The sequence below is a fragment of the Halomonas sp. BDJS001 genome (genome assembly GCF_026104355.1).
Lineage (GTDB): Bacteria > Pseudomonadota > Gammaproteobacteria > Pseudomonadales > Halomonadaceae > Vreelandella.
Genome location: NZ_CP110535.1, coordinates 3,126,791 through 3,149,046 on the forward strand (window position 1 = coordinate 3,126,791; position 22,256 = coordinate 3,149,046).

Below are 22,256 nucleotides of genomic sequence, written 5' to 3' on the forward strand. Positions count from 1 at the left end.
CTACACACGGTCAAGACGACTGGCTTAAGCGGCGCTTAAACAACTCACGAAAGACCGGATAAATATCGCCCGCCTCCACAATCTGGCGCATGGCAAAGCGTTCGGGGAACTCTTTCACCACGCTCTCATACTCATGCCACAGTGACTGATGGTCATGGGGCGTGATCTCAACGTAGGCGTAGTACTGCAGCTGCGGCATAAGCTGTTTGACCAGCAGGTCGCGGCAGATATTGGAGTCATCGTCCCAGTTGTCGCCATCGGAGGCCTGGGCCACATAGAGATTCCATTGGCCAACGGGATAGCGCTTTTCAATAATCTTATTCACCAGATTCAGCGCACTGGAAACAATCGTACCGCCGGTTTCCCGGGAGTAGAAAAACTCCTCTTCACTGACTTCCCGGGCAGCCGTATGGTGGCGCACAAACACCAGCTCGACTTTCTCGTAGTGCTTCTCCAAGAATAGATAGAGCAGCAGGAAAAACCGCTTGGCGATGTCCTTGTGGTTCTGGGTCATCGAGCCGGAGACATCCATAACACAAAACATCACCGCTTGATTGGAGGGCTGTGGCTGGGCGCTTAGCTGGTGGTAACGCAGGTCGTAGGTGTCAATAAACGGCACCCCGGCAATGCGCTTTTCCAGGCGCTCAATTTCGGCTTTCAGCTCGACAATGCGAGCTGGATTACGCAGTACCGGGTCTTTACGCTCTTCGGCCTCCAAGGCATCAATCGCTTCTCTTAGCGCCCGCTTAATCGGCGCGCGCATAGCAATACGCCGGGCATAGGCTTCGCGCATCGAACGGGTAATGCTAATCCGCGACGGCACGCCGTCCCGGGAGAGCCCTGCCCGCACCATTTTGACCTCTTCCAGCGACTTCAGCGGCTTGCGCTGTAGATGGGGCAGCTCCAGGCCATCAAACACAAACTCCAAGAACTCCTCGCGACTAAGGGTAAAAGCGAACTCATCGACGCCTTCGCCCTGATTAGAGGCGCCGCCCTCACCGGTGCCACTGCCGCCTCCCTGGCCACTCGGGCGGCGGATTTTGTCACCGGCGACAAACTCTTTATTACCGGGGGAAACGATATTCCGCGCCCCGCCCGGCCCGTGCTGGAAGACCGGCTCGGAGATATCCTTCGCTGGAATGGAGACTTTCTCCCCGCGCTCCATATCGGTAATGGAGCGGCGGTTAACGGCCTCTTCAACCGAACGCTTGATATGCTTACGGTAGCGCTCCAAAAAGCGCTGACGATTTACCGCGCTTTTATGTTTCGCGTTCGGTCTTCGATCAATAAAGTAGGTCATACGACCTCCTTAAACGCCCATCTTAAGCACGCCACTCCTTACTGGGACTTGCGCACCCGCAGATACCACTCGGATAACAACCGCACCTGTTTTTCGGTGTAGCCGCGATCGACCATCCGCGCCACAAAGTCTTCGTGCTTCTTCTGATCCGAGCGGGAAGCCTTGGCATTGAACGAAATCACCGGCAGCAGCTCTTCGGTATTGGCGAACATCTTGTGTTCAATAACACCTTTGAGTTTTTCATAGGACTGCCAACTTGGGTTCATGCCATTGTTCTGCGCTCGCGCCCTTAGCACAAAATTGACCACCTCGTGGCGGAAATCTTTGGGGTTCGAGATGCCCGCGGGTTTTTCGATTTTCTCCAGTTCTTCGTTGAGCGCCTGGCGGTCTAGCAACTCACCGGTTTCGTGGTCGCGGTACTCCTGATCCTGAATCCAGAAGTCTGCGTAGGTCACATAGCGGTCAAAGATATTCTGGCCATACTCACTGTAGGACTCCAGGTAAGCGGTCTGGATCTCCTTACCGATAAAGTCCACATAGCGCGGCGCCATATACTCTTTGATAAAGCCCAAGTAGCGCTCAAACACTTCCGAGGGCAACTGCTCACGCTCCAATGCTTGCTCCAACACATACAACAGGTGTACGGGGTTAGCGGCTACCTCGGTGCTATCAAAGTTGAAGACCTTGGAGAGAATCTTGAATGCAAAGCGTGTAGAAAGCCCCTGCATGCCCTCATCGACGCCAGCGGCGTCACGGTACTCCTGAATAGACTTGGCGCGTGGGTCGGTGTCTTTCAGATTTTCACCGTCGTAGACGCGCATTTTCGAGTAGATATTGGAGTTTTCCGGCGCTTTTAGCCGCGATAGCACCGAGAACTGGGCCAGCATGCGCAGCGTGTCCGGTGCGCAGGGCGCGGCGTTAAGCGAAGAGTCCTCAAGCAGTTTTTGATAGATCTTGATCTCTTCGGTAACCCGCAGACAATAAGGCACCTTAACGATATACACCCGGTCAAGGAACGCTTCATTGTTGCGGTTGTTGCGAAACGCCTGCCACTCCGATTCGTTGGAGTGGGCCAGAATCACACCATCAAAGGGAATCGCCCCCATACCTTCGGTGGGGTTGTAGTTACCCTCTTGGGTGGCGGTAAGCAGTGGATGCAGCACCTTGATCGGCGCCTTGAACATCTCCACGAACTCCATCAGCCCCTGGTTTGCCCGGCATAGACCACCGGAGAAGCTGTAGGCATCCGGGTCGTCCTGGGAGTAGAGCTCTAACTGGCGAATATCGACTTTACCCACCAGCGACGAGATATCCTGGTTGTTTTCATCCCCCGGCTCGGTTTTGGAGATAGCGATCTGGTTAAGCCGTGATGGGTACAAACGCACGACCCGGAACTGGGAAATATCGCCGCCGTACTCTTTCAGCCGCTTCGCTGCCCAAGGCGACATTACGCTGCGTAAATAGCGCTGTGGAATGCCGTACTCTTTCTCCAGCAGCTCGCCATCCTCTTCTGGCGAAAAGAGGCCCAGCGGCGACTCATAAACCGGCGACCCTTTAATGGCATAAAAAGGTATCCGTTCCATCAACAGTTTAAGACGTTCAGCAAGTGACGATTTACCGCCTCCCACCGGGCCAAGCAGGTAAAGAATCTGCTTGCGCTCTTCCAGCCCCTGGGCCGCATGACGGAAGTAGGAGACGATCTGCTCAATGGCCTCCTCCATACCGTGAAATTCGGCAAAGGCAGGATAGCGGCGAATCACTTTGTTGGAAAAAATTCGTGATAGACGCGGATCTTTCGCCGTGTCGATCACTTCAGGCTCGCCTATAGCTTCCAGCATGCGCTCGGCGGCGCTGGCATAAACCTTCGGATCACGACGACAAAGCGCCAAATACTCCTCAAGGCTCATGTCCTCTTGCTGAACGCGGGAAAAACGGTCTTGAACGTGATCAAAGATGCTCATGGAACTCTCCTGTGGCCCATCCCCAGGCAGTCACCGTCAAACCAAGTGTTTCGCAACGGTGTGCCAAACGAGGTGTCGCTTTTTTAGCGTAGTCAGCATTAGCAAAAAGTGATGACTAAAACCTTCAACGCTGCAGCGATATAGATAAGAGAATTATTCCGACGAATAGTTGCGTTAGTCCAGGCGTCAACAATAAACGCAACCTACTCAACCAGTGACACCGCTGCCATTGGCAGCGGTGTCACTGGTTGATGGGTATACAGCCGCGCCCTCAAGAGCGCAATGACAGGCTTTAGTGTGCTAGCACCAAGCGTATATCGGCCAACAGGGCATCCAGCAGTTCAACGGTAGTGTTCCAAGCACACACAAAACGGGCGCCGCCTGCGCCTATAAAGGTATAGAAGGTCCACCCTTTGGCTTTCAACGCTTCAATAGCGGAGGGCGGCAATTCAACGAAGACGCTATTGGCTTGGGTAGGGAACATAAGCGATACGCCCGGCAGCGCTTGCAACCCTTCCGATAAATAGCGAGCCATCTCGTTGGCATGCTGGGCATTGGTTAACCAGGCACCGCTCTCTAGTAGTCCTAACCATGGGGCTGAGACAAAGCGCATTTTGGAGGCCAACTGCCCCGCCTGCTTACAACGGTAGGAGAAATCTTCGGCCAGCTCCCGGTTGAAAAACAGGATCGCCTCACCAAACGCCAGACCGTTTTTGGTACCCGAAAAACACAATGCATCTACCCCTACCTGCCAGGTAAGCTCGGCCGGTGACATATTTAGGCTGGCACAGGCGTTGGCAAAGCGGGCGCCGTCCATGTGCAGGCGCAGGTCATGCTTATCGGCAATGGCGCGAATCGCCATAAGCTCTTCCCGGGAGTAGAGCGTGCCCACTTCGGTGGCTTGAGTGAGCGATACCACTTTGGGTTTGGGGTAGTGAATATCGCTGCGCTTGGTGACCAGCGCTTCAATGCCTTCTGGGGTTAGTTTGCCGTTGGCGCCGGGCGAGGTAAGCAGCTTAGCGCCGTTTGAGAAGAACTCAGGACCGCCGCACTCGTCGGTTTCGATATGCGCCAGCTCGTGGCAAATCACGCTGTGGTAGCTACGCCCCATGGCTGAGAGTGCCAGGGAGTTGGCGGCAGTACCGTTGAAAACAAAGAAGACATCGCAGTCGTAGTCAAACATCTCGCGGAAGCGATCCGCAGCGCGTGCGGTCCAGAGATCGTTGCCGTAAGCCAAATCATCGCAACGGTTGGCTTCCAACAGGTATTCCATCGCCTCCGGGCAGATACCGGAGGTGTTATCACTGGCTAAAAATCGCGGGCTACACTCCGAGGTCATGACGACAGTCCTTTTATCTGGCGATCGAACAGCGCGAGCTGGGTGCCACTCGCGCCTTTAATATCTAACCATGCTTAATAGTTAGATTAGTCATTTAGTCTATCGCCATTTATGGGCTAACGTCACCTGCTCAACGTTCCTGCACAGAACTATCTCATGACGCACCGGTGACGAGGACAGGTTTCCGCGAGGGCGCTGTAAATCCATCCATGGACGCTACTTTCACCATCTGACCGCCATGGATGGCGGAAATGCCGGCATTGTCGGGAACATTATTCCGGCCATGGCGAAAGACCCTCGCTTCAACCTGCCCTCACACCTAGTGAATGGGCGTTTATAAAATTTACTCTAACCAGCCTACAGGCCAGCGGCCAAACGAGTGCCCTGCTCAATGGCGCGCTTGGCATCCAGCTCGCTGGCTTCATCCGCGCCGCCAATAATATGTACCGCCGCACGCGAACGCTCCAGCGGCGCCAGCAGATCTCGCACCGACTCCTGCCCGGCGCACACGACAATGCTGTCAACGTCTAGCACTTGATCGACACCGTCGCGGCGAATGTGCAACCCCTCATCGTCGATTTTGAGGTATTCGCAGCCGGTAAGGGTTTTTACCCCCCGCTGCTTAAGCGATGCGCGGTGTACCCAACCGGTGGTTTTGCCCAGGTACTTGCCGGGCTTTGAAGTTTTACGCTGGAGCATGACAATGTCACGGGGAACCGCAGGCGGCGCGGGTGCTTTTAGGCCGCCCCGTTCGCCCACCGCCAAATCCACGCCCCACTCGTCACACCACTCGACAATGTCCAGTGCCGGGTGGCCTTGGTGCGCCAGCAATTCAGACACATCAAAGCCAATGCCCCCCGCACCGATCACAGCCACTTTACGGCCAACGCGCTCAGGGGATTCGATCGCCTCGGCGTAACTCAGCACCTTGTCGTGGTCGTGACCTGGAAGATTGAGTTCCCGGGGCTGAACGCCGGTGGCCATCACCACCTCATCGAAATCGGCGAGGGTTTCTGCGCTTGCCGTAGTGTTTAGACGTACTTCTACCGCATATTTCTCCAGCATTACCCGGTAGTAGCGCAGGGTTTCATTAAACTCCTCTTTACCGGGAATCTTACGCGCATAGTTAAACTGCCCGCCCAGCTCGCTGCGCTGCTCAAACAGCACCACACTATGGCCGCGGCTTGCGGCTGTCACAGCCGTTGCCAGCCCCGCCGGGCCACCGCCCACTACGGCTACCCGTTTGGGCGTTTGTGTCGGCTCAATAGTCAGTTCGGTTTCATGGCAAGCGCGAGGGTTAACTAGGCAAGACGTCAGCTTGCCAGCAAAGGTGTGATCCAGGCAGGCCTGATTACAGGCGATGCAGGTATTGATCTCTTCCGCCAGGCCCTGTTCAGCTTTGCGCACCCAGGCGGGGTCAGCCAGGAAAGGTCGCGCCATGGAGACCATATCCGCGTGGCCTGCTGCCAGTACGCGCTCGGCCACCTCAGGCATATTGATACGGTTGGTGGTGATAAGCGGGATGGAGAGTGCCTCCTTAATGCGGTGGGTTACTTCGGTAAAGGCGGCGCGGGGCACGCTGGTGACAATGGTGGGCACCCGCGCTTCGTGCCAGCCAATGCCAGTATTGATCACATTCGCCCCGGCAGCTTCGACCGCCTGCCCCAACGTAACGACCTCTTCCCAGGTGCTGCCCTCTTCCACCAAATCGATCATCGAGAGACGGAAGATAATCACAAAGCGCTCCCCCACCGCCGCGCGAACCCGACGCACAATCTCGACCGCAAAGCGCATGCGGTTCTCAAACGCCCCGCCCCACTCATCGTCACGCTGGTTGGTGCGTTGGCAAATAAACTGATTGATCAGGTAGCCTTCTGACCCCATGATTTCAACACCATCGTAACCCGCCTGTTGAGCAAGCTTGGCACAGCGAACATAGTCGGCAATTTGTTGCTCAACCTCTTCGCTAGCGAGTGCTTTAGGCATAAAGGGGTTAATCGGCGCCTGAATAGCCGAAGGTGCTACCAAATCCGGCGAGTAGGCGTAACGTCCAGCATGGAGAATCTGCATACACAGGTGGCCGCCCTCAGCATGCACGGCATCAACCACCCCTCGGTGTTCCGGCAACTGCGTTTCATCAATAAGCGCGTTGGCACCCTGGAACACCGCGCCCTCTGGATTAGGCGCGATACCGCCGGTGACAATCAGGCCAACGCCCTCCCTCGCCCGCTCGGCATAAAAGGCCGCTAAGCGCTCAAAGCCATTGGGCGCCTCTTCCAGATTGGTGTGCATTGAGCCCATCAACACGCGATTGGGCAGGGTTAAATGGCCTACGGTCAGTGGGCGAAACAGGTTTGGGTACGCGGGCGTTTGGCTCATCACAGTCTCCTTAATTTTATTAGAAGCATTATAAAACAAATTCAAACAAGCGTATGACATCCTTAACGCCACGTATAGCCCCTAGATACGGGTCTCTCGATACCGGGTCTCTCGATGTTTGGTTTCTAGATACTGGGGCCAACCGCTTGCCCAGCGTGCAAATCCGCGGCACATTACCCGGCTAACGATAAGGAACCGTTGCTATGCCCTTGATGTATTTTTTGCCGCCGCTCGCCACCGTGCTTATCTGGTCGGGCAATATGACCATTAATCAGCTTAGCGTAGGCGCCATCGCGCCAAGCAGTATCGCTTTTTTACGCTGGCTGCTTGCTCTGGCGGTGATGACCCCCTTTGTGCTCCCCGCAACGTTACGTCACCGTGACGAAATCCGCCGCCAGTGGCCTAAGCTAGCGCTGCTTGGACTACTCGGCATGGGTCTATGGCAAGGGCTGGCCTATGTGGCGGCCGAAACGACGACCGCTACGAACATGGGGATTCTCGCCGCCATGGTGCCGTTGTTAACGGTGCTGCTGAGCGCGCTGATTCTGCGCGAGCCCCCCTCATTAGGTGGCGTTTTAGGCGGCGTACTGGCCTTCGTGGGGGTTACCGTGCTCCTGGGCCGCGGCAATCCCCTCTCACTGCTACAGCTCCAGGTAGCCCTGGGAGATGCGCTGATGGTGGTAGCCGCCACTTGCTACGCGCTATATGGCGTGATGCTCAAGCGCTGGTCGATGAATTTACCGCCCTGGGTGATGCTGTACGCTCAGGTCTGTTTTGCGGTGCTGTTCTTGCTACCGCCCTATTTGATGGGGCCAATGACGCCTATTGATAGCCAAAACATCGGACTCATCGTTTATGCGGGCATCCCCGCCTCTGTTATCACCACCTTTCTATGGATGCGCGCAGTACGTCAAATTGGTGCCAACCAGTCGAGTATTTTCATCAACTTGATGCCGCTATTCAGTGCGTTGATTGCGATGGCGTTCTTGGGTGAACAAGTGGCGGGGTTCCACTTTACCGGTGGGCTGCTGATTCTGGCCGGGGTGATCATGGCGCAAACGCTGACACGCCCGTTAACACGCGGTTTAACCTCGGATAAGCCGAGCAGCGCCCGATAATGCTAGAATGGCCGTCGATTTCTAACGCTGGAAAGCCCTGATATGTCCCTGGAAGAACTGCATCTGAATCTGCGCAACCTAATGAGCGATGACTACGATCAGCTCAAGGCATTGATGGACGCCGTCTATCACGATATCGGCGGGTCATGGCCGAAGCACACCATCGACAAATTAATTCAGGAATTCCCCGACGGCCAAATCGCCATTGAAGACGACGGCCTTCTGGTGGGCGTAGCGCTCACCGTACAGGTGGATTACGACGAATTCTCCAACCCGCATAAGTACGATGACCTGATCGGCCACCGCGAGATCATCCTCAACGATGAGGATGGCGACGCGATGTACGGGCTGGATGTACTGATTCACCCGGACTACCGGGGCTACCGCCTGGGCCGCCGCCTTTATGAAGCGCGTAAAGAGCTGTGCCGCTCCATGAACCTGCGGGCGATCCTGGCCGGTGGGCGGATCCCTGAGTATCACCAGCATGCCGATGAGCTCACCCCCGCTCAATACATCGATAAAGTCTCCCGCAAAGAGATCTACGATCCGATCCTCTCTTTTCAGCAGGCCAACGACTTCCAGGTAAAGCGCCTACTGCGCAAATACCTGCCGGAAGATGAGCAGTCGCGGGGTTACGCCACTCTGTTGGAGTGGAACAATATTCTGTTTGAACCCGCGGCCAGCGTGCTCGACAACAAGCCGACCCAGGTGCGGGTGGGCGCGGTGCAGTGGCAGATGCGTGAGTTTTCCTCGGTGGAAGCCGCGCTTCAGCAGATCGAATACTTTGTCGATGCGCTCTCCGACTACCAGAGTGACTTTGCCGTTTTCCCAGAGCTGTTTAACGCGCCATTGATGGGCCTACAGGATCGCGCCGCCCAGCAGGATCAAATGGGCGCGATTCGCTTTTTGGCCGGTTTTACCGAGCGCTTTAAAACTGAACTGTCGCGTATGGCGGTCTCTTACAACATTAATATTGTTGGCGGTTCGATGATTGAAGTAGGTGACGATGATCGCCTCTACAACATCGCCTACCTGTTCCACCGCGACGGCACCGTTGAGCGCCAGGCCAAGCTGCACATTACCCCTCAAGAGCGCCGCGACTGGGTGATCGAGGGCGGCGATGAGCTACAGGTGTTTGATACTGACGCAGGCCGCGTAGGCATCCTGATCTGCTACGACGTGGAGTTCCCGGAACTTGGCCGCCTGCTGGCCGACCAGGATATGGACATTCTGTTTGTGCCCTTCTGGACCGACACCAAAAACGGTTACCTGCGGGTGCGCCATTGTGCTCAGGCGCGGGCAATTGAAAACGAATGCTACGTAGTACTCTGCGGCAGCGTCGGCAACCTGCCTTCGATTGAAAACCTGGATATCCAGTACGCCCAATCAGCGGTGTTCTCGCCCTCTGACTTCGCGTTTCCCCACGATGCCGTACTAGCGGAAACCACGCCCAATACCGAGATGATCTTCTTCTCGGATCTGGATCTCACCCGCCTAACGGTAGTACGTGCCGAAGGGTCGGTGACCAACCTTAAAGACCGCCGCAAAGACCTGTTTGATCTACGCTGGCGCGACTGGTCGTGGAAGTCGGGGGCTAATTTGGAGGATTGAATCGTGAATCGCGAGAAGGCTCACCAACGCAATTCATAAATACAACAACGCCGCCCAAATTGGGCGGCGTTGTTGTTTCTAAAAGTGTTTTATATAGCTTAATCAGGCCAAACGAGGTGCGCTGGCACGCGGCCTTTGGCATCAAACAACACCCCTTCATCGCGTAGCTTACGATGCTGACGTTCAGCGCCACCGTGATCGGCAAGTTTCAAAGACGATGCGATCACGCGATGCCAAGGCAACTGGTGGCCATCCGGCAGATGCCGCATCGCTGAACCCACCATGCGCGGCGTAGCGCCTTCGGTCATGGCGGCTATGCGGCCATAGGTGGTGACACGCCCCGGTGGAATTTGATCGACAATGGTGTAGATTTGTTCGAGCAGTTCCGGCCGGGCCATGTGATTATCCTTCTATGCTTTAAGATATGCCTTGAGAGCGCTTCTAAACGTGCTTAAAGCCCCTCAACCAATTGATCGATCGCTTGGAAAGCTTCTTTGATCGCCGCTTCACGCTGTTGCTCACCCACATTCAGGCCTTCAGCATAGACTACGTCAACCTCTTTAATGCCCATCAGACCTAGCATAGTTTTCAGATGAGGCGTTTGGCTATCCATCTCGGTGCCAGCATACATGCCGCCACGAGCGGCCAGAATAATCGCTCGCTTCCCCTCTACCAAACCTTGCGGGCCGTTTTCGGTATAGCGGAACGTTTCACCGGCACGCAGAACACGGTCAAACCACGCCTTTAACTGTGAAGGAATACCCAGGTTATACATCGGTACTGCAATCACCAGAACATCATTGGCGCGTAGCTCAGCCAGCAGTTCATCCGAGCACGCGGCTAACGCCTGCTGTTCGGCATTACGTTCTGTGGCCGCCACTTGCCAAGCCCCTAGTTCACTGATATCCAAATGGGGCAGTGCGTTCTTGACGACATCACGCTGGGTGACCTCGATATCGTTACTGGCATTCGCCTGTTCAATAAAGCGATTCGCCAACGCATTGGATTGGCCATTTTCAGCCAGAATAGAAGAAGTAATCACCAGGGCACGCGTTGTCATTGAAAGCTCCAAAATCATTAAGGGGAAGGAATGGGAGCTATTCTACGGCGCTTTCCAATAAGCAAAAGCGCAACGTTTTCCGACTTGTATTCGATTAAATCGAATTGTGCGACGACCAATAAAAAGCCCCGCGACGCAAAATGCGAGGCGGGGCGCAGTCAGTGGATTAAATGGCTAGCTCGTTTACTTAAGCTCGATTACTTCTTGGGCCAGGCCTTGGGATCGACTTTATTAACCAGCTTGGGGAAACGGCTGGGGTCGAATACCGGCTCTTTACCCGCTTTCAACTGCTCTTCGTAGTCGCGGAAGAGCGAGAAAGCCACCGGCGACAGCATTAAAATAGCGACCAGGTTAATAATCGCCATCATGCCCATAGAGAGGTCGGCAAAGTTCCAAATCGCCCCCAGGCTTGCCACCGAGCCAATCATGATCATTGCCAGCACCGCTAAGCGGTATATAAACACGGCAACCGGGGCGCGGCGCCCGGCCAGATACTCAATGTTGGACTCGCCATAGGAGTAGTTGGCAATCACCGAGGTAAACGCAAACAGCAGAATCGCCACCGCGACGAACATACCGCCCCACTCGCCCACATGGCTGGAAAGCGCCATTTGAGTCAACTGGATGCCGTTGTTCTCGTCCCCGGCCATCAATTCAGGCCCGGCCATAATGATGATGGCCGCCGTGGCAGTACAGATCACCAGCGTATCGAGAAACACCCCAAGCATCTGAATAAAGCCCTGGGCAGCGGGGTGATCGGGCCGCGTAGAGGCGGTGGCTGCCGCATTGGGCGCCGAGCCCATGCCCGCTTCATTGGAAAATAGCCCGCGCTGAATGCCGTTCATAATCGCCTGGGAAACCGCGTAGCCTACCGCCCCACCGGCCGCCTGCTCAAAGCCAAAAGCACTGCGCACAATGGTCATGATCGCTGCGGGCAAGTCGCTGATATTCAACCCTACTACCACCAGCGCCAGAATTAAGTAGAGCAGCGCCATGAGCGGCACCACCAGTTCAGCCACCTTGGCAATCGACTTCAAACCGCCAAAGATGATCGGCGCCACCACCACCATCAAAACTAACCCCATTGCCCAGGTGGGAACGGCAAATGCCTGCTCCATGGCCTGGGCGATAGAGTTGGCCTGAACGCTGTTGAACGCCAACCCAAAGGCAATAATCAAACAGATAGAGAACAAGACCGCCAGCCAGCGCAGCCCCAGGCCTCGCTCGATATAACGTGCAGGGCCGCCACGAAAGGTGTTATCACCGTGGTCGGTTTTATACGCCTGAGCCAGGGTTGACTCCACAAAACTGGTAGCCATACCCACCATGGCGGTCATCCACATCCAGAAAATGGCGCCAGGGCCACCAAAATAGATAGCCACCGCGACACCGGCCAGGTTACCCGTGCCTACCCGGGCCGCCAGACTGGTTGAGAGTGCTTGAAACGAAGAGATACCACCATTTGATTGGCGGGAACTGCCCAGCAGCTTGAACATATGGCCGAAATAGCGCAACTGAATACCGCGGGTCAGCACCGTAAAATAGAGCCCTGCGCCTATCAGCAGGTAAATCAACACACTGCCCCAGAGCAGGCCGTTGCCGCGATCCACCAGCGATGTCAGCAGCGGAGGAAGAGTAAAATCCATGAAAGTCACGCCTTTTTAAACAATGAAGGCGCATCATTCTTCACGGCTGCACCAAAATGGCAAGAAAATTGGAAAAAGAGCTAAAAACAGTCATAACCTCTTACGCTATTGAATCACAAAGCCATCGCCACACTAATTCAGCTTCATCGCTCACAATCCGACGGCTAGGGCGAACCAGCCAGAAGCGCTCTTCGCTGGGTACACTGAGTTCAAAAGGCGCCACTAAATCGCTACGTTGCTCCATTAAGCGGCGGTGAGTTAGAGCGATACCACCACTTTGGCTAGCCAAGGCCAACGTCATCACCTGATTATCGCAAGTGAGCGACCAGCACTGCGCTTCAAGGTGGGCAACCCCCGCTTCCTGCAACCACCCCGGCCACCCCACGCCAAACCCCACTGCGTGGAGCAACGTATGCCCAGCTAGATCGCTCGGCGCGGTTAGCATCTCCGCTAAGGCATGCGAGCAAACCGGCAGCAGTTGCTCTTCGCCTAGCGGCTGCATTTCGATGCCCGTCCACTCCCCTTTGCCATAACGAATCTCGATATCTGCTCCTTCGGGGCCAAAGTCGTCCGGCCAGATAGCGCTCACCAGGCGAATCGCCACCTGGGGGTGAGCGCGGTGGAAAGTCATCAAGCGCGGCGCCAGCCATGACTGCTGAATAACCGGCGTGGCCCGCAGCGTTACCGGCTGCTCGGAGGTGCTACCAAACACTTCCAGGGTGCCTTCGCTAATACGCACAAAGGCATCGTGAATACTTGGCAGCCACGCCTGCCCGGCGGGGGTGAGCGTCAAACTGCGCGCATGACGCACAAACAACTTCTGCCCCACGCGGTCTTCCAGCAGCCTGACGCGCTGACTAATGGCCGCTTGAGTGACACCCAGCTCATTGCCGGCGGCAGTAAAACTCAAAGTGCGCGCCGCTGATTCAAATGCTTGCAGCCATAGCAGAGGCGGTAACTGACTCATGAAAAAGAGACCTATAAATAAAATGACATCTAAGGGGTCAGATTAATCGTTTGTCACTGCCGCGGCTACTCCTCATCCTAAATAACGCTTACGTACACCTTTTATGCACAACCCTTTAAGCAAAGCCCTTACACCAATACTTCTGGGGCACTGCCGCTAAGGAAGTTAACTGGAGTTATCATGAATATCTCTGTACAAGCCTCACTAACGGCTCCCCACATCCCCGATATGGGCGAATTAACGCCTTATCACTCAGGCCCGGCACTCACTCAAGCGACGCTGACTCAGCATGGCGTAGCGCTAACGTGGCAAGATAGTCAACAAACGACCCTGCCCCTGCGTTGGCTACGAGACCACTGCGCCTGCCCAGCCTGCCGCCACCCGCAGACCCGTGAACGACTCTACCTGCCCCTAGAAGCCATCACCGAGCCGCCCAGCGTTGCGCTACTGGATGGTCACTTGCACCTTACTTGGCTGGATGGTCATGTCAGTGCCTTTCATAGCGGCTGGCTCTATCAGCGCCGTCCAGAAGCCACGCTCGCCTCAGCCGTTCCCAGGGTTGCATCGTGGGAAGATAACTTTGCTCCCGAGCGCATCCGCCATAGCGACTTTTTAACCCCTCAGGGCGAAAAAGCCTGGTTGACCGCCATGCTACGGGACGGGCTGGCATTGATGACCGATGGCCCACTGGTGGAAGAGGAAGTGAGCCGTTTAGCCGAGCGTATTGGCCCCCAGCGCGCTACCAACTTTGGCGCCCGCTTTGACGTGCGCTCCAAACCCAACCCCAATAACGCGGCCTATACCGCGGTGGGGTTACCGCTGCATATCGACCTGCCCAACTGGCGACAGCCGCCGGATATTCAGCTGCTCTACTGCCTACAGAATGGCGCCAGCGGCGGCGAATCGCTGTTTGCCGATGGTGCGCGTGTGGTCGAAGCCCTGCGTCGGCAAGACCCGGCAGCGCTGGCGATTCTTAGCGAAACGCCGATTGATTTTCGCTTTCAGGATGAAACCCACGATATCTCCATGCGGGCACCGGTGATCACCCTGGATGGCGCGGGTAACCTGGTCGAAATGCGCTTAAACAACTGGATTCGAGATGCCCTTCATCTGCCGGTAGAGCAGATGGATGCCTGGTACAGCGCCTACGCCCTGCTATGGAAGCTGTTTCACAGCGAAGCGCACCAGATAGAGTTCACCCTTCTCCCAGGGCAGATGGTCGCTTTTGATAACCGCCGGGTACTCCACGGGCGGCGCGCATTTGATCCCAACAGCGGCGCACGCCATTTACAGGGCACCTATTTAGACCGCGATATGCTGGCTTCACGCCTACGCGTGCTGGCCCGCAACGTTTAGTGGCATCCAATAATAACTGTTGAACGACAACACCTATCCAGACAAAAACCAAGCAAGGAGATCCTATGACACACCTCAAGCCTCTCGCCTCAGCCATTGCCCTCGCCACTACCGCGATGTTTGCCTCGGCGGCCCATGCCGACGATCAAACCCTCGATTTCGGTGTGCCCGCCTGGCCCGGCATTACGGTAAAAACGGCCATCGCCGAACAGCTTTTAAACCCACTCGGCTACGCAACCAGTACCCAGGAAATCGGCCTGCAGGTGATTTACCAGGGTATCGAGAGCGGCGATATCGACGCCTTCCTAGGGGCTTGGCTGCCTGCCCAGCGTGAGATGTTCGATCCCCGCAAGGAGTCGGGTGTACTGATTGACGTAGCGAATAACGTCGATGGTGCGCAAATGACCCTGGCGGTGCCGGAATACCTGTATGAGAACGGCATTCAGAGCTTTGCTGATTTAGACGAAAACCGTGACCAGTTCGACGGTAAAATTTATGGCTTTGGGGCCGGCTCCGCCGCTAGTGAGATTCTCCACAATGCCATTGATAACGACACTTGGGGTCTAGGTGACTGGCAGGTAGTCGATACCAGTGAAGTGGGCATGCTTTCCGCTGCACGTGATGCCATCTCCCGTGAAGAACCGATTGTCTGGGTCGGCTGGACGCCCCACTGGATGAACCTTGATCTTCCCATGCGCTACCTGGAAGATCCCGAAAACCTATTTGGTGAGAACAACGGTGAAAGCGATGTGTTAACGCTGCTGCGCAGTGGCTATGCTGAAGCCAACCCCAATGTGGTGACCTTCTTTGAGCAGTTTACCTTTTCGGCTGAAGAGCAGAGCTGGATGATTCAGGCGTATGGCCAGGAAGAGCAAGACCTTAATGATGTCGCCGAACAGTGGATCAACGACCACCCGGAACGCATAGAAGCCATGCTGGCAGACGTCACCACCGCTGACGGCGACCCAGCCTGGCCCGTCATTGAAGCACAGCTCGCCAACTAACGCTTGGTGTAAACGCACCTTCATCCCATCGGATAGCTAGCGTATGCTAGCGCTTTTTTCGCCGATGGGAGGGGGGCATGTCGCGGACATTGAGCAAGGGCGTAGGCCTGCTGGTAGTCGTCGTGCTGCTGGGCGTCATGTGGCAGTTACTGCAGCGCTACGACCTACTCACCCAGGCGCGGCTTAGCGAATTGATCGGCTACGTTCGCCAGTGGCGTACCGCGCCCTGGATGTTTGCCGCGGTGATGGTCACTTACGCCAGCGCCCTGTTGGTGATGTTTCCGCTTAGCCTACTGGTCGTCATAACAGGCTTACTATTTGGCCCGATATGGGGGCTGGTGTACGCCACGTTAGGAACATTGACGTCGTCGGTTGTATCTTACTGGGTAGGCCACTGGCTAGGTCGAGAGGCGCTCATGCACTATGGCGGGCGCCATCTACGCGGCCTCTCCGGCTATCTATCGAAGCGCGGCATTCGTACCATGACGGTGATCAACCTGCTGCCGCTGGCCCCGTTCACACTCACCAATATGCTGGCGGGCGCCTTCCACCTCAAGTTCCGCGACTATATGATTGGCTCCACCCTGGGTATCGTGCCTGGGTTGGCAGCGGTGATCCTATTGGGCAGCCAACTCGGCGCCCTTTTCACCGCGGCTTCAGCTAAAGAACTCATCCTCGCGGCTGTCGGACTCGCTGCCGGAGTCGGCCTGTTAATAGGCCTTAAACGTTATGCCAGCCATCGCCAAGCAGCAAAAAAACAGCCTCACCGTGAGGGCGAGTGATACTTGGCCAGCACCTCAGCGTAAAAGCTCGCCACGGCTGAGGCGAAATTGACGATATCGAACTCCTCAGCAAAGTGGCTGGCCTGCTTGCCCAATTGCTGGCGTAGCTCTGCGTTATCTTTTAACTTCACCACTTGCTGCCCCCACGCTTGGCGATTTTGCGGTGTTTTGAAGCCGTTTACTCCCTGGCGTACCACGTCATCGATACCGCTGGAACGCACCGCCACGACGGGCAACCCCGCCGACATCGCCTCAAGAATCACCATGCCCTGGGTTTCTGAAGTCGAAGCGAACACAAATATATCGCCTAGATGGTAATAAAGTGCCATGCGCTCCGGCGGCACCGCTCCTGCCAAGGTGACCTGCGAGGTCAGTTTCAAAGTATCGATTTGTTTTTGAATCGCCGCTCGATCCGGCCCATCACCAATCAGGAGAAGATGAACATCGGCGTGCCCCTGTGCCTTAAGCTCGGCGAGGGCTTCCAGCATAAAGCCAATATTTTTCTCCTTGCTAATCCGCGAGACGCTGATCAATATTTTGCTCGCAGGGTCGATACCTAATTGCTCGCGCAACGCTTCCAACGCACTCCTTTCAACCTGGGCAAACCGAGCAACATCTATGCCCGTGGGTTGCACCAGCGTGGGGGTTTTCACCCCTATCATGCGCAGATACTCCTCTGCGGAGTGGGTCGGCACAATCACCCCTTGGCAGCGGTTGGAAAAGCGCTTGATCAGGTAGTGCGAGATCAGATTACGAAACAGCGCACCGGGCAATGGCACAAAGTGGGCATAGTGCTCCAGGCGGGTGTGATAGGTGTAGATCACCGGCACCTTGAGCCGACGGCCCATAAACAGCCCCATGGAACCGAGCCAAAAAGGGTGGTGGACGTGAATAAGATCAGGCCCGAACGCCCGTAGGCAGCGGCGAAAACGCGCGCTAAAGGGATTGGTTAACCGGAACTCGCCCTTCTGGCCAAACGCCATCAGCGTGGGGATGCGTCTTATCGAACTGTCGTCCTGCCACGTTTCTCGGTAGCGCGGCACAAACAGTTGGATGGTGTGGCCTAGATCACATAAGCCATTGCGCAGTCGATCCACGGAGACCGACACCCCCGACACAAAGGGGAAGTAGTTATTAGACACCATCGCTACGCGCAAAGATTTACCCAGGAAAGGCGTCGGGTCGATATCAAAATCGGGGTAGTAGTCGCGATCTTCAAAAATCAGCCGATGCAAGCGCATCGCGAGCAGCGCCAATACCCCCACAATCAGCAAAAACCGGGTATAGCTCACGTAGAAAAATGCATACACCGTAGAAGCCACACTACTCAGCATCCGCCACCAGCCAGGGCTATTCACGTTCAAACGTACTGGTGCAATAGTCACACTGTCACTGTCGACATCGACGATAACGTAGTGGTGAAAGCTACTGTCGGCATCGATCAGGATGCCGCCCGCACCACCGGTGGTGACGTAATCCACCCCATTAACCGTCTGCTTAGAGAAAAGCGTCAGGTTGGCGGAGAACACGGTATCGACATCGTGCGCCTCCGCCAGCGCCATAATTCCATCAGCCAGGCGGGGATCATTGAGGTAATTGTCCGCTTCAAACAGCGGCGCGTCGCTCACCACAGTGTGCAGCGGCAAACCAACAAACAAAAATTTATGTTGTGCTTCTGAGGCCGCAAGCTCCCGCTCCAACCAATCAAGCTGCCAGGAGGTAGAAGACTTCCCGGTGCCGTCAAGGAAGATAAAGTGGCTATTACCCGCGACAAAGGAGTAAAAATGGGGGCCAAAGTATTCGTAAAACAAGTAGCTACCAAAATCACTATCTTCGTTTTCGCCGTAGGTGAGTAAGTAAGGGACATTGAGCGTCTCCAGGCTCTGATAGATCGCTTGGTAGCTCTCCTGTCGCCCTCCATTCACGGCATTGCCCGCAGAAACCAGAAAGTCGATACCGCCCTGATTGATGAGCGGCACAATCTCCTCCTGAAACACGTTTACCGAGTTATTGATATTGCCCACCACCGCAAAGCGGTAGTCGGTTCGATCCCTCAGTACCTCGCGTATATCAGCCACTTCAAGGGTATGCACCGACTCAAATTTGGGTTCTGCGACATACAACCAAATTTGGTGAGCAATTAGCCCCACCACCAGGGCGAGATTAAGGTAAAAGAACAGCCGCAACCAGCGCTGACGGGAAAGGCGAAAAAAGGAGCGTCGAGGCATTTAAAAGCGCTTTTCAATAATAAACATGATGTAGCCGCCACGCTGGCGGTTTGAGCCTAAAAACGCCTTTACTATACAGCAACGCTGCCTAGAGTTGGCGGCCCAGGTTAGCGCGCCTCGCACCCGTTTAGGGTAGCCAGTAACCGCCGTGGCCCCGCTTGATTGCGGTGTTCCCCCAGCCATATGCCCTGCCAGGTACCTAAGGCCAGGCGTCCATCCCTCACCGCCAGGGTAAGCTGTGTACCCAACAGGCTAGCGGCTACATGGGCGGGCATATCATCAGGCCCCTCCAGGGTGTGGCGGAAATAGGGTAAATCTTCGGGCACCAGTCGACGCAGAAACGCATCTAAATCGTGGCGCACATCCGGATCAGTGTTCTCATTGAGCGTTAACGAGGCAGAGGTATGCATCAGTTGCAAATGCAGCATGCCAATATGGCAGTCGTTTAAGCATGGCAGCGCGCGGGCTATATCATCCGTAATCAAATGAAAACCGCGCGCCACTTCGGGGAAATGGATCTCTTGTTGGAACCACATAAACACTCCTTTGTTTGCTGTTTAATAACGGCACGACATCACCAACGTGCTCTTCTTGTATGGCAAAATAGCGTCAAATAGTCCTTAAGATAGCCGATCCCGATGATTTTTCGCCAAGGAGCGCGTTAATGAAAGCAGTGCTAGGAAGCAGTGTCATCACCATGGCCCTACTCACGGGGTGTACCGGCATCCCTGATGGCACCGAGCCCGTCACGGGCTTTGAGCTAGACCGCTACCTGGGCCAGTGGTACGAAATAGCTCGCCTGGATCACTCCTTTGAACGCGGTCTTGACTGCGTTACCGCCACTTACAGCCTGCGCGATGACGGCGGTGTGCGAGTGATCAACCGCGGTTACAACCTTGAGGAGCAAGCGTGGGATGAAGCCGAAGGCCGCGCCTACTTTATTGATGACGAAAACGTCGGGCGCCTGAAAGTGAGTTTTTTGGCCCCTTCTACGGCGGCTATAACGTCCTTGCGCTGGATGAGGAGTACCAATGGGCGCTAGTGGCAGGCCCTAACCGTGACTACCTGTGGATCCTTTCGCGCACGCCGGAGATGGATAGCGCGGCAGAAAACCACCTGCGCCAGCGAGCAGCCGAACTGGATTTCCCCACCGATGAATTGATCGACATTACCCAGGGCGAGGCGTGCCCCAGCCGATAACGCCTTATCCCGCTGGCAGCGCCGAGACCCTGCCGGTCATCTCACACTGAATATAATCGATAAAAGCGCGTAGCCGGGCGGGCACATGGCGGCGCTGCTCGAACACCGCGTAAAAATCCGCCCTCACGCCTTGCCAGCCAGGCAGCAGTTCAACTAATGCACCGCTGGCAAGGTGTTCGTTCACGTCCCACCAGGAGCGCAGCATGATACCGTGGCCGTCCAAGGCTAAGCGGGTAATGACCTCTCCATCGTTGCTGGCTAATCGACCGCTGACCTTTATCGACTGCACCTTGCCAACGCCTCCTTGTGCAGGCTGATCGTTTTGTTCAAAGCGCCAAAGTGGAAAGTCACTGTCGTTCTCGCGAATCACCAAACAGGCGTGCTGCTGTAAATCTGCCGGTACTTGCAGAGGCGGCGCCATGGCAATGTAGGCAGGCGACGCACAGAGCACCCGCCGATTGGCCAGAATACGCCGAGCGACCAAGCGCGATTCCGGCGGCTCACCCACGCGAATACCAATATCAAAACCATGGTCGCTCAAATTGAGCGGAAAATTGGTTAACTCTAACCACCCTTCCACCTCGGGGTGTTCGGCACAAAAGCGCGACAGCAGTGGCGCGATATGACGACGGCCAAAGCCAAAGGTGGCGTTAACCCGCAAACGCCCGCTAAGTGCTTGGTCAGCCCCTCACCCAGTGAGTTTTCCAGTTCACCCAGCTCATCTAAAATCAAAGCGCCACGGGCCAGATAGCGCTCCCCCTCCGCCGTCAGCGTCAACCGCCGCGTGGTGCGGGACGCCAGCTCTACCCCCAGGCGCGCTTCCAACTGTTTAAGCCGCTTGCTCACCGCCGAGAGCGACACTCCCAGCTCACGAGCCGTCGCGGTGAGGCTACCTGCCCGCGCCAAGAGCTGAAAAAAAGCCAAATCATCCAGATGCGCCATGCCTCTCCCCAGCCATTCTATACTTTTACGCAACAATAGCTTGAATAGTAGCCTGATTATCTCCACCAAAATAGCCGCTACACTCTACTTACTACTTACTATTCACAACTCACGACTCACGACTCACGACTCACGACTCACAAGCATAAAAAGCAACCCACAAGATAAGGAACCAGTATGACCCACCGTATCGCCATTATCGCCGGTGACGGCATCGGCACCGAAGTCATGCCCGAAGGCATTCGCGCCCTTGAGGCCACCGCCAGGCGGTTTAATATCGATCTCGAGTTCACCACTTTTGAGTTTGGTAGCTGCGACTACTATCTCGAACACGGCCAGATGTTGCCGGATGATTGGTTTGAGCAGTTAAAAGGCTTCGATGCGCTATTTTATGGCGCGGTGGGCTGGCCGGATAAAGTGCCCGACCATATTTCCCTGTGGGGCTCGCTACTGCAATTCCGGCGCCGCTTTGATCAGTACATCAACCTGCGCCCCTGCAAGCTCATGCCTGGGATCAAAAGCCCGCTGGCAGGCCGGAAACCCGGCGATATCGACTTTTACGTCGTGCGTGAGAACACCGAAGGCGAGTACTCAAGCGTTGGCGGTAAAATGTTTGAAGGCACCGACCGGGAAGTGGTGATTCAAGACACCGTTATGACCCGCACCGGCGTTGACCGGGTACTGAAGTACGCCTTTGAGCTGGCCCAAACCCGCCCGCGTAAAAAGCTCACCTCTGCGACCAAGTCCAACGGCATCTCTATCACCATGCCCTACTGGGATGAACGGGTGGTCGAAATGGCCAAGGGCTACCCTGAGATTGCAGTGGATAAATTTCATATCGATATTCTCACCGCCAACTTCGTTCTTCACCCGGATTGGTTTGATGTAGTGGTAGGCAGCAACCTGTTCGGCGATATTCTTTCTGATCTCGGCCCCGCCTGCACCGGCACCATTGGCATTGCGCCTTCGGCCAACATCAACCCGGAAGGCAACTTTCCCAGCCTGTTTGAACCCGTACACGGCAGCGCGCCGGATATCGCCGGTAAGGGTATCGCCAACCCGATCGGTCAGATCTGGTCAGGCGCGATGATGCTGGAGCACCTGGGCTATAAAGAAGCGGGCGATGCAATGGTAACCGCCATTGAAAACGTGTTGAGTGAAGGCGATACCACCGTACTTACCCGGGATGTGGGTGGCGAAGGCACCACTGCAAGCCTAGGCAAGGCAATTGCCAACGCTATTTCGCACTGACACAGCTATGTCATAGCATTTGGCTGTCCGATTGAACCCAATCGGACAGCCTATGTATGCTCTTCGAGCACCTATGTTCTACATTTGTCCTGAGGGTGGAAGAAACGTTAGT

16 protein-coding genes and 2 pseudogenes are annotated in these 22,256 nt (G+C 55.7%); 7 read left to right on the forward strand and 11 right to left on the reverse strand.

The window, feature by feature from the left end:
• Positions 1-10: 10 nt before the first annotated feature.
• From OM794_RS14500 to OM794_RS14515, 4 genes are all read right to left on the reverse strand, one after another.
• Entirely contained in the window at positions 11-1,300 is a 1,290-nt protein-coding gene (locus OM794_RS14500) for a YeaH/YhbH family protein (protein ID WP_226247044.1), read from the reverse strand.
• 38 nt (positions 1,301-1,338) lie between these two features.
• Entirely contained in the window at positions 1,339-3,261 is a 1,923-nt protein-coding gene (locus OM794_RS14505; protein ID WP_226247045.1) for a PrkA family serine protein kinase, read from the reverse strand.
• A 292-nt stretch (positions 3,262-3,553) separates the two neighbouring features.
• Entirely contained in the window at positions 3,554-4,600 is a 1,047-nt protein-coding gene (locus OM794_RS14510; RefSeq protein WP_226247046.1) for a threonine aldolase family protein, read from the reverse strand.
• 357 nt (positions 4,601-4,957) lie between these two features.
• A complete protein-coding gene (locus tag OM794_RS14515; protein ID WP_226247047.1) occupies positions 4,958-6,979 on the reverse strand; it encodes an NADPH-dependent 2,4-dienoyl-CoA reductase in 2,022 nt (673 codons plus the stop codon).
• Positions 6,980-7,182: 203 nt separating this feature from the next.
• Between OM794_RS14515 and OM794_RS14520 the strand changes: the two genes are divergently transcribed.
• Together OM794_RS14520 and OM794_RS14525 are read left to right on the forward strand one after the other, a co-directional pair.
• The gene (locus OM794_RS14520; protein WP_226247048.1) at positions 7,183-8,097 is read left to right on the forward strand and encodes a DMT family transporter; all 915 of its coding nucleotides are present in this window, start codon (positions 7,183-7,185) and stop codon (positions 8,095-8,097) included.
• A gap of 42 nt (positions 8,098-8,139) precedes the next feature.
• A complete protein-coding gene (locus OM794_RS14525; protein ID WP_226247049.1) occupies positions 8,140-9,708 on the forward strand; it encodes a bifunctional GNAT family N-acetyltransferase/carbon-nitrogen hydrolase family protein in 1,569 nt (522 codons plus the stop codon).
• A gap of 98 nt (positions 9,709-9,806) precedes the next feature.
• Here OM794_RS14525 and OM794_RS14530 read toward each other — a convergent pair whose 3' ends face one another.
• The 4 genes from OM794_RS14530 to OM794_RS14545 all read right to left on the reverse strand — a co-directional run bounded on the left by OM794_RS14530 (position 9,807) and on the right by OM794_RS14545 (position 13,381).
• Entirely contained in the window at positions 9,807-10,106 is a 300-nt protein-coding gene (locus OM794_RS14530; protein ID WP_022522712.1) for an MGMT family protein, read from the reverse strand.
• A gap of 53 nt (positions 10,107-10,159) precedes the next feature.
• Entirely contained in the window at positions 10,160-10,768 is a 609-nt protein-coding gene (locus OM794_RS14535; protein WP_226247050.1) for an FMN-dependent NADH-azoreductase, read from the reverse strand.
• 197 nt (positions 10,769-10,965) lie between these two features.
• Positions 10,966-12,414, reverse strand: a complete 1,449-nt coding sequence (locus OM794_RS14540) for an alanine/glycine:cation symporter family protein (RefSeq protein WP_226247051.1) — start codon at positions 12,412-12,414, stop codon at positions 10,966-10,968.
• Between the two features lie 100 nt (positions 12,415-12,514).
• Entirely contained in the window at positions 12,515-13,381 is an 867-nt protein-coding gene (locus OM794_RS14545; protein WP_226247052.1) for a LysR substrate-binding domain-containing protein, read from the reverse strand.
• A 180-nt stretch (positions 13,382-13,561) separates the two neighbouring features.
• Between OM794_RS14545 and OM794_RS14550 the strand changes: the two genes are divergently transcribed.
• The 3 genes from OM794_RS14550 (at position 13,562) to OM794_RS14560 (ending at position 16,523) form a co-directional block, all read left to right on the forward strand.
• Positions 13,562-14,737: a TauD/TfdA family dioxygenase gene (locus OM794_RS14550; RefSeq protein WP_226247053.1), complete on the forward strand. Its 1,176-nt coding sequence runs from the start codon at positions 13,562-13,564 to the stop codon at positions 14,735-14,737.
• A 65-nt stretch (positions 14,738-14,802) separates the two neighbouring features.
• Entirely contained in the window at positions 14,803-15,741 is a 939-nt protein-coding gene (locus OM794_RS14555) for an ABC transporter substrate-binding protein (RefSeq protein WP_226247054.1), read from the forward strand.
• A gap of 77 nt (positions 15,742-15,818) precedes the next feature.
• Positions 15,819-16,523 (forward strand): TVP38/TMEM64 family protein, encoded by a 705-nt coding sequence (locus OM794_RS14560; RefSeq protein WP_226247055.1) that lies wholly within the window; start codon positions 15,819-15,821, stop codon positions 16,521-16,523.
• On the opposite strand, the gene OM794_RS14565 is transcribed toward OM794_RS14560, so the two are convergent.
• Entirely contained in the window at positions 16,505-18,751 is a 2,247-nt protein-coding gene (locus OM794_RS14565) for a glycosyltransferase (protein WP_226247056.1), read from the reverse strand. The genes OM794_RS14560 and OM794_RS14565 overlap by 19 nt on opposite strands.
• Before the next feature lie 107 nt (positions 18,752-18,858).
• Positions 18,859-19,287 (reverse strand): secondary thiamine-phosphate synthase enzyme YjbQ, encoded by a 429-nt coding sequence (locus OM794_RS14570; RefSeq protein ID WP_226247057.1) that lies wholly within the window; start codon positions 19,285-19,287, stop codon positions 18,859-18,861.
• A 128-nt stretch (positions 19,288-19,415) separates the two neighbouring features.
• Between OM794_RS14570 and OM794_RS14575 the strand changes: the two are divergent.
• Positions 19,416-19,951: pseudogene (locus OM794_RS14575) on the forward strand (lipocalin family protein).
• Between the two features lie 4 nt (positions 19,952-19,955).
• On the opposite strand, the pseudogene OM794_RS14580 reads toward OM794_RS14575, so the two are convergent.
• Positions 19,956-20,893, reverse strand: a pseudogene (locus OM794_RS14580) (LysR family transcriptional regulator).
• 177 nt (positions 20,894-21,070) lie between these two features.
• On the opposite strand from OM794_RS14580, the gene OM794_RS14585 reads away from it, so the two are divergent.
• Positions 21,071-22,144: a tartrate dehydrogenase gene (locus OM794_RS14585; RefSeq protein WP_226247059.1), complete on the forward strand. Its 1,074-nt coding sequence runs from the start codon at positions 21,071-21,073 to the stop codon at positions 22,142-22,144.
• Positions 22,145-22,256 lie beyond the last annotated feature (112 nt).

Coding starts and splice junctions, on each gene's coding strand:
- OM794_RS14500 (WP_226247044.1), bottom strand. CDS start 1,300: ATGACCTACTTTATTGATCGAAGACCGAACGCGAAACATAAAAGCGCG.
- OM794_RS14505 (WP_226247045.1), bottom strand. CDS start 3,261: ATGAGCATCTTTGATCACGTTCAAGACCGTTTTTCCCGCGTTCAGCAA.
- OM794_RS14510 (WP_226247046.1), bottom strand. CDS start 4,600: ATGACCTCGGAGTGTAGCCCGCGATTTTTAGCCAGTGATAACACCTCC.
- OM794_RS14515 (WP_226247047.1), bottom strand. CDS start 6,979: ATGAGCCAAACGCCCGCGTACCCAAACCTGTTTCGCCCACTGACCGTA.
- OM794_RS14520 (WP_226247048.1), top strand. CDS start 7,183: ATGCCCTTGATGTATTTTTTGCCGCCGCTCGCCACCGTGCTTATCTGG.
- OM794_RS14525 (WP_226247049.1), top strand. CDS start 8,140: ATGTCCCTGGAAGAACTGCATCTGAATCTGCGCAACCTAATGAGCGAT.
- OM794_RS14530 (WP_022522712.1), bottom strand. CDS start 10,106: ATGGCCCGGCCGGAACTGCTCGAACAAATCTACACCATTGTCGATCAA.
- OM794_RS14535 (WP_226247050.1), bottom strand. CDS start 10,768: ATGACAACGCGTGCCCTGGTGATTACTTCTTCTATTCTGGCTGAAAAT.
- OM794_RS14540 (WP_226247051.1), bottom strand. CDS start 12,414: ATGGATTTTACTCTTCCTCCGCTGCTGACATCGCTGGTGGATCGCGGC.
- OM794_RS14545 (WP_226247052.1), bottom strand. CDS start 13,381: ATGAGTCAGTTACCGCCTCTGCTATGGCTGCAAGCATTTGAATCAGCG.
- OM794_RS14550 (WP_226247053.1), top strand. CDS start 13,562: ATGAATATCTCTGTACAAGCCTCACTAACGGCTCCCCACATCCCCGAT.
- OM794_RS14555 (WP_226247054.1), top strand. CDS start 14,803: ATGACACACCTCAAGCCTCTCGCCTCAGCCATTGCCCTCGCCACTACC.
- OM794_RS14560 (WP_226247055.1), top strand. CDS start 15,819: ATGTCGCGGACATTGAGCAAGGGCGTAGGCCTGCTGGTAGTCGTCGTG.
- OM794_RS14565 (WP_226247056.1), bottom strand. CDS start 18,751: ATGCCTCGACGCTCCTTTTTTCGCCTTTCCCGTCAGCGCTGGTTGCGG.
- OM794_RS14570 (WP_226247057.1), bottom strand. CDS start 19,287: ATGTGGTTCCAACAAGAGATCCATTTCCCCGAAGTGGCGCGCGGTTTT.
- OM794_RS14585 (WP_226247059.1), top strand. CDS start 21,071: ATGACCCACCGTATCGCCATTATCGCCGGTGACGGCATCGGCACCGAA.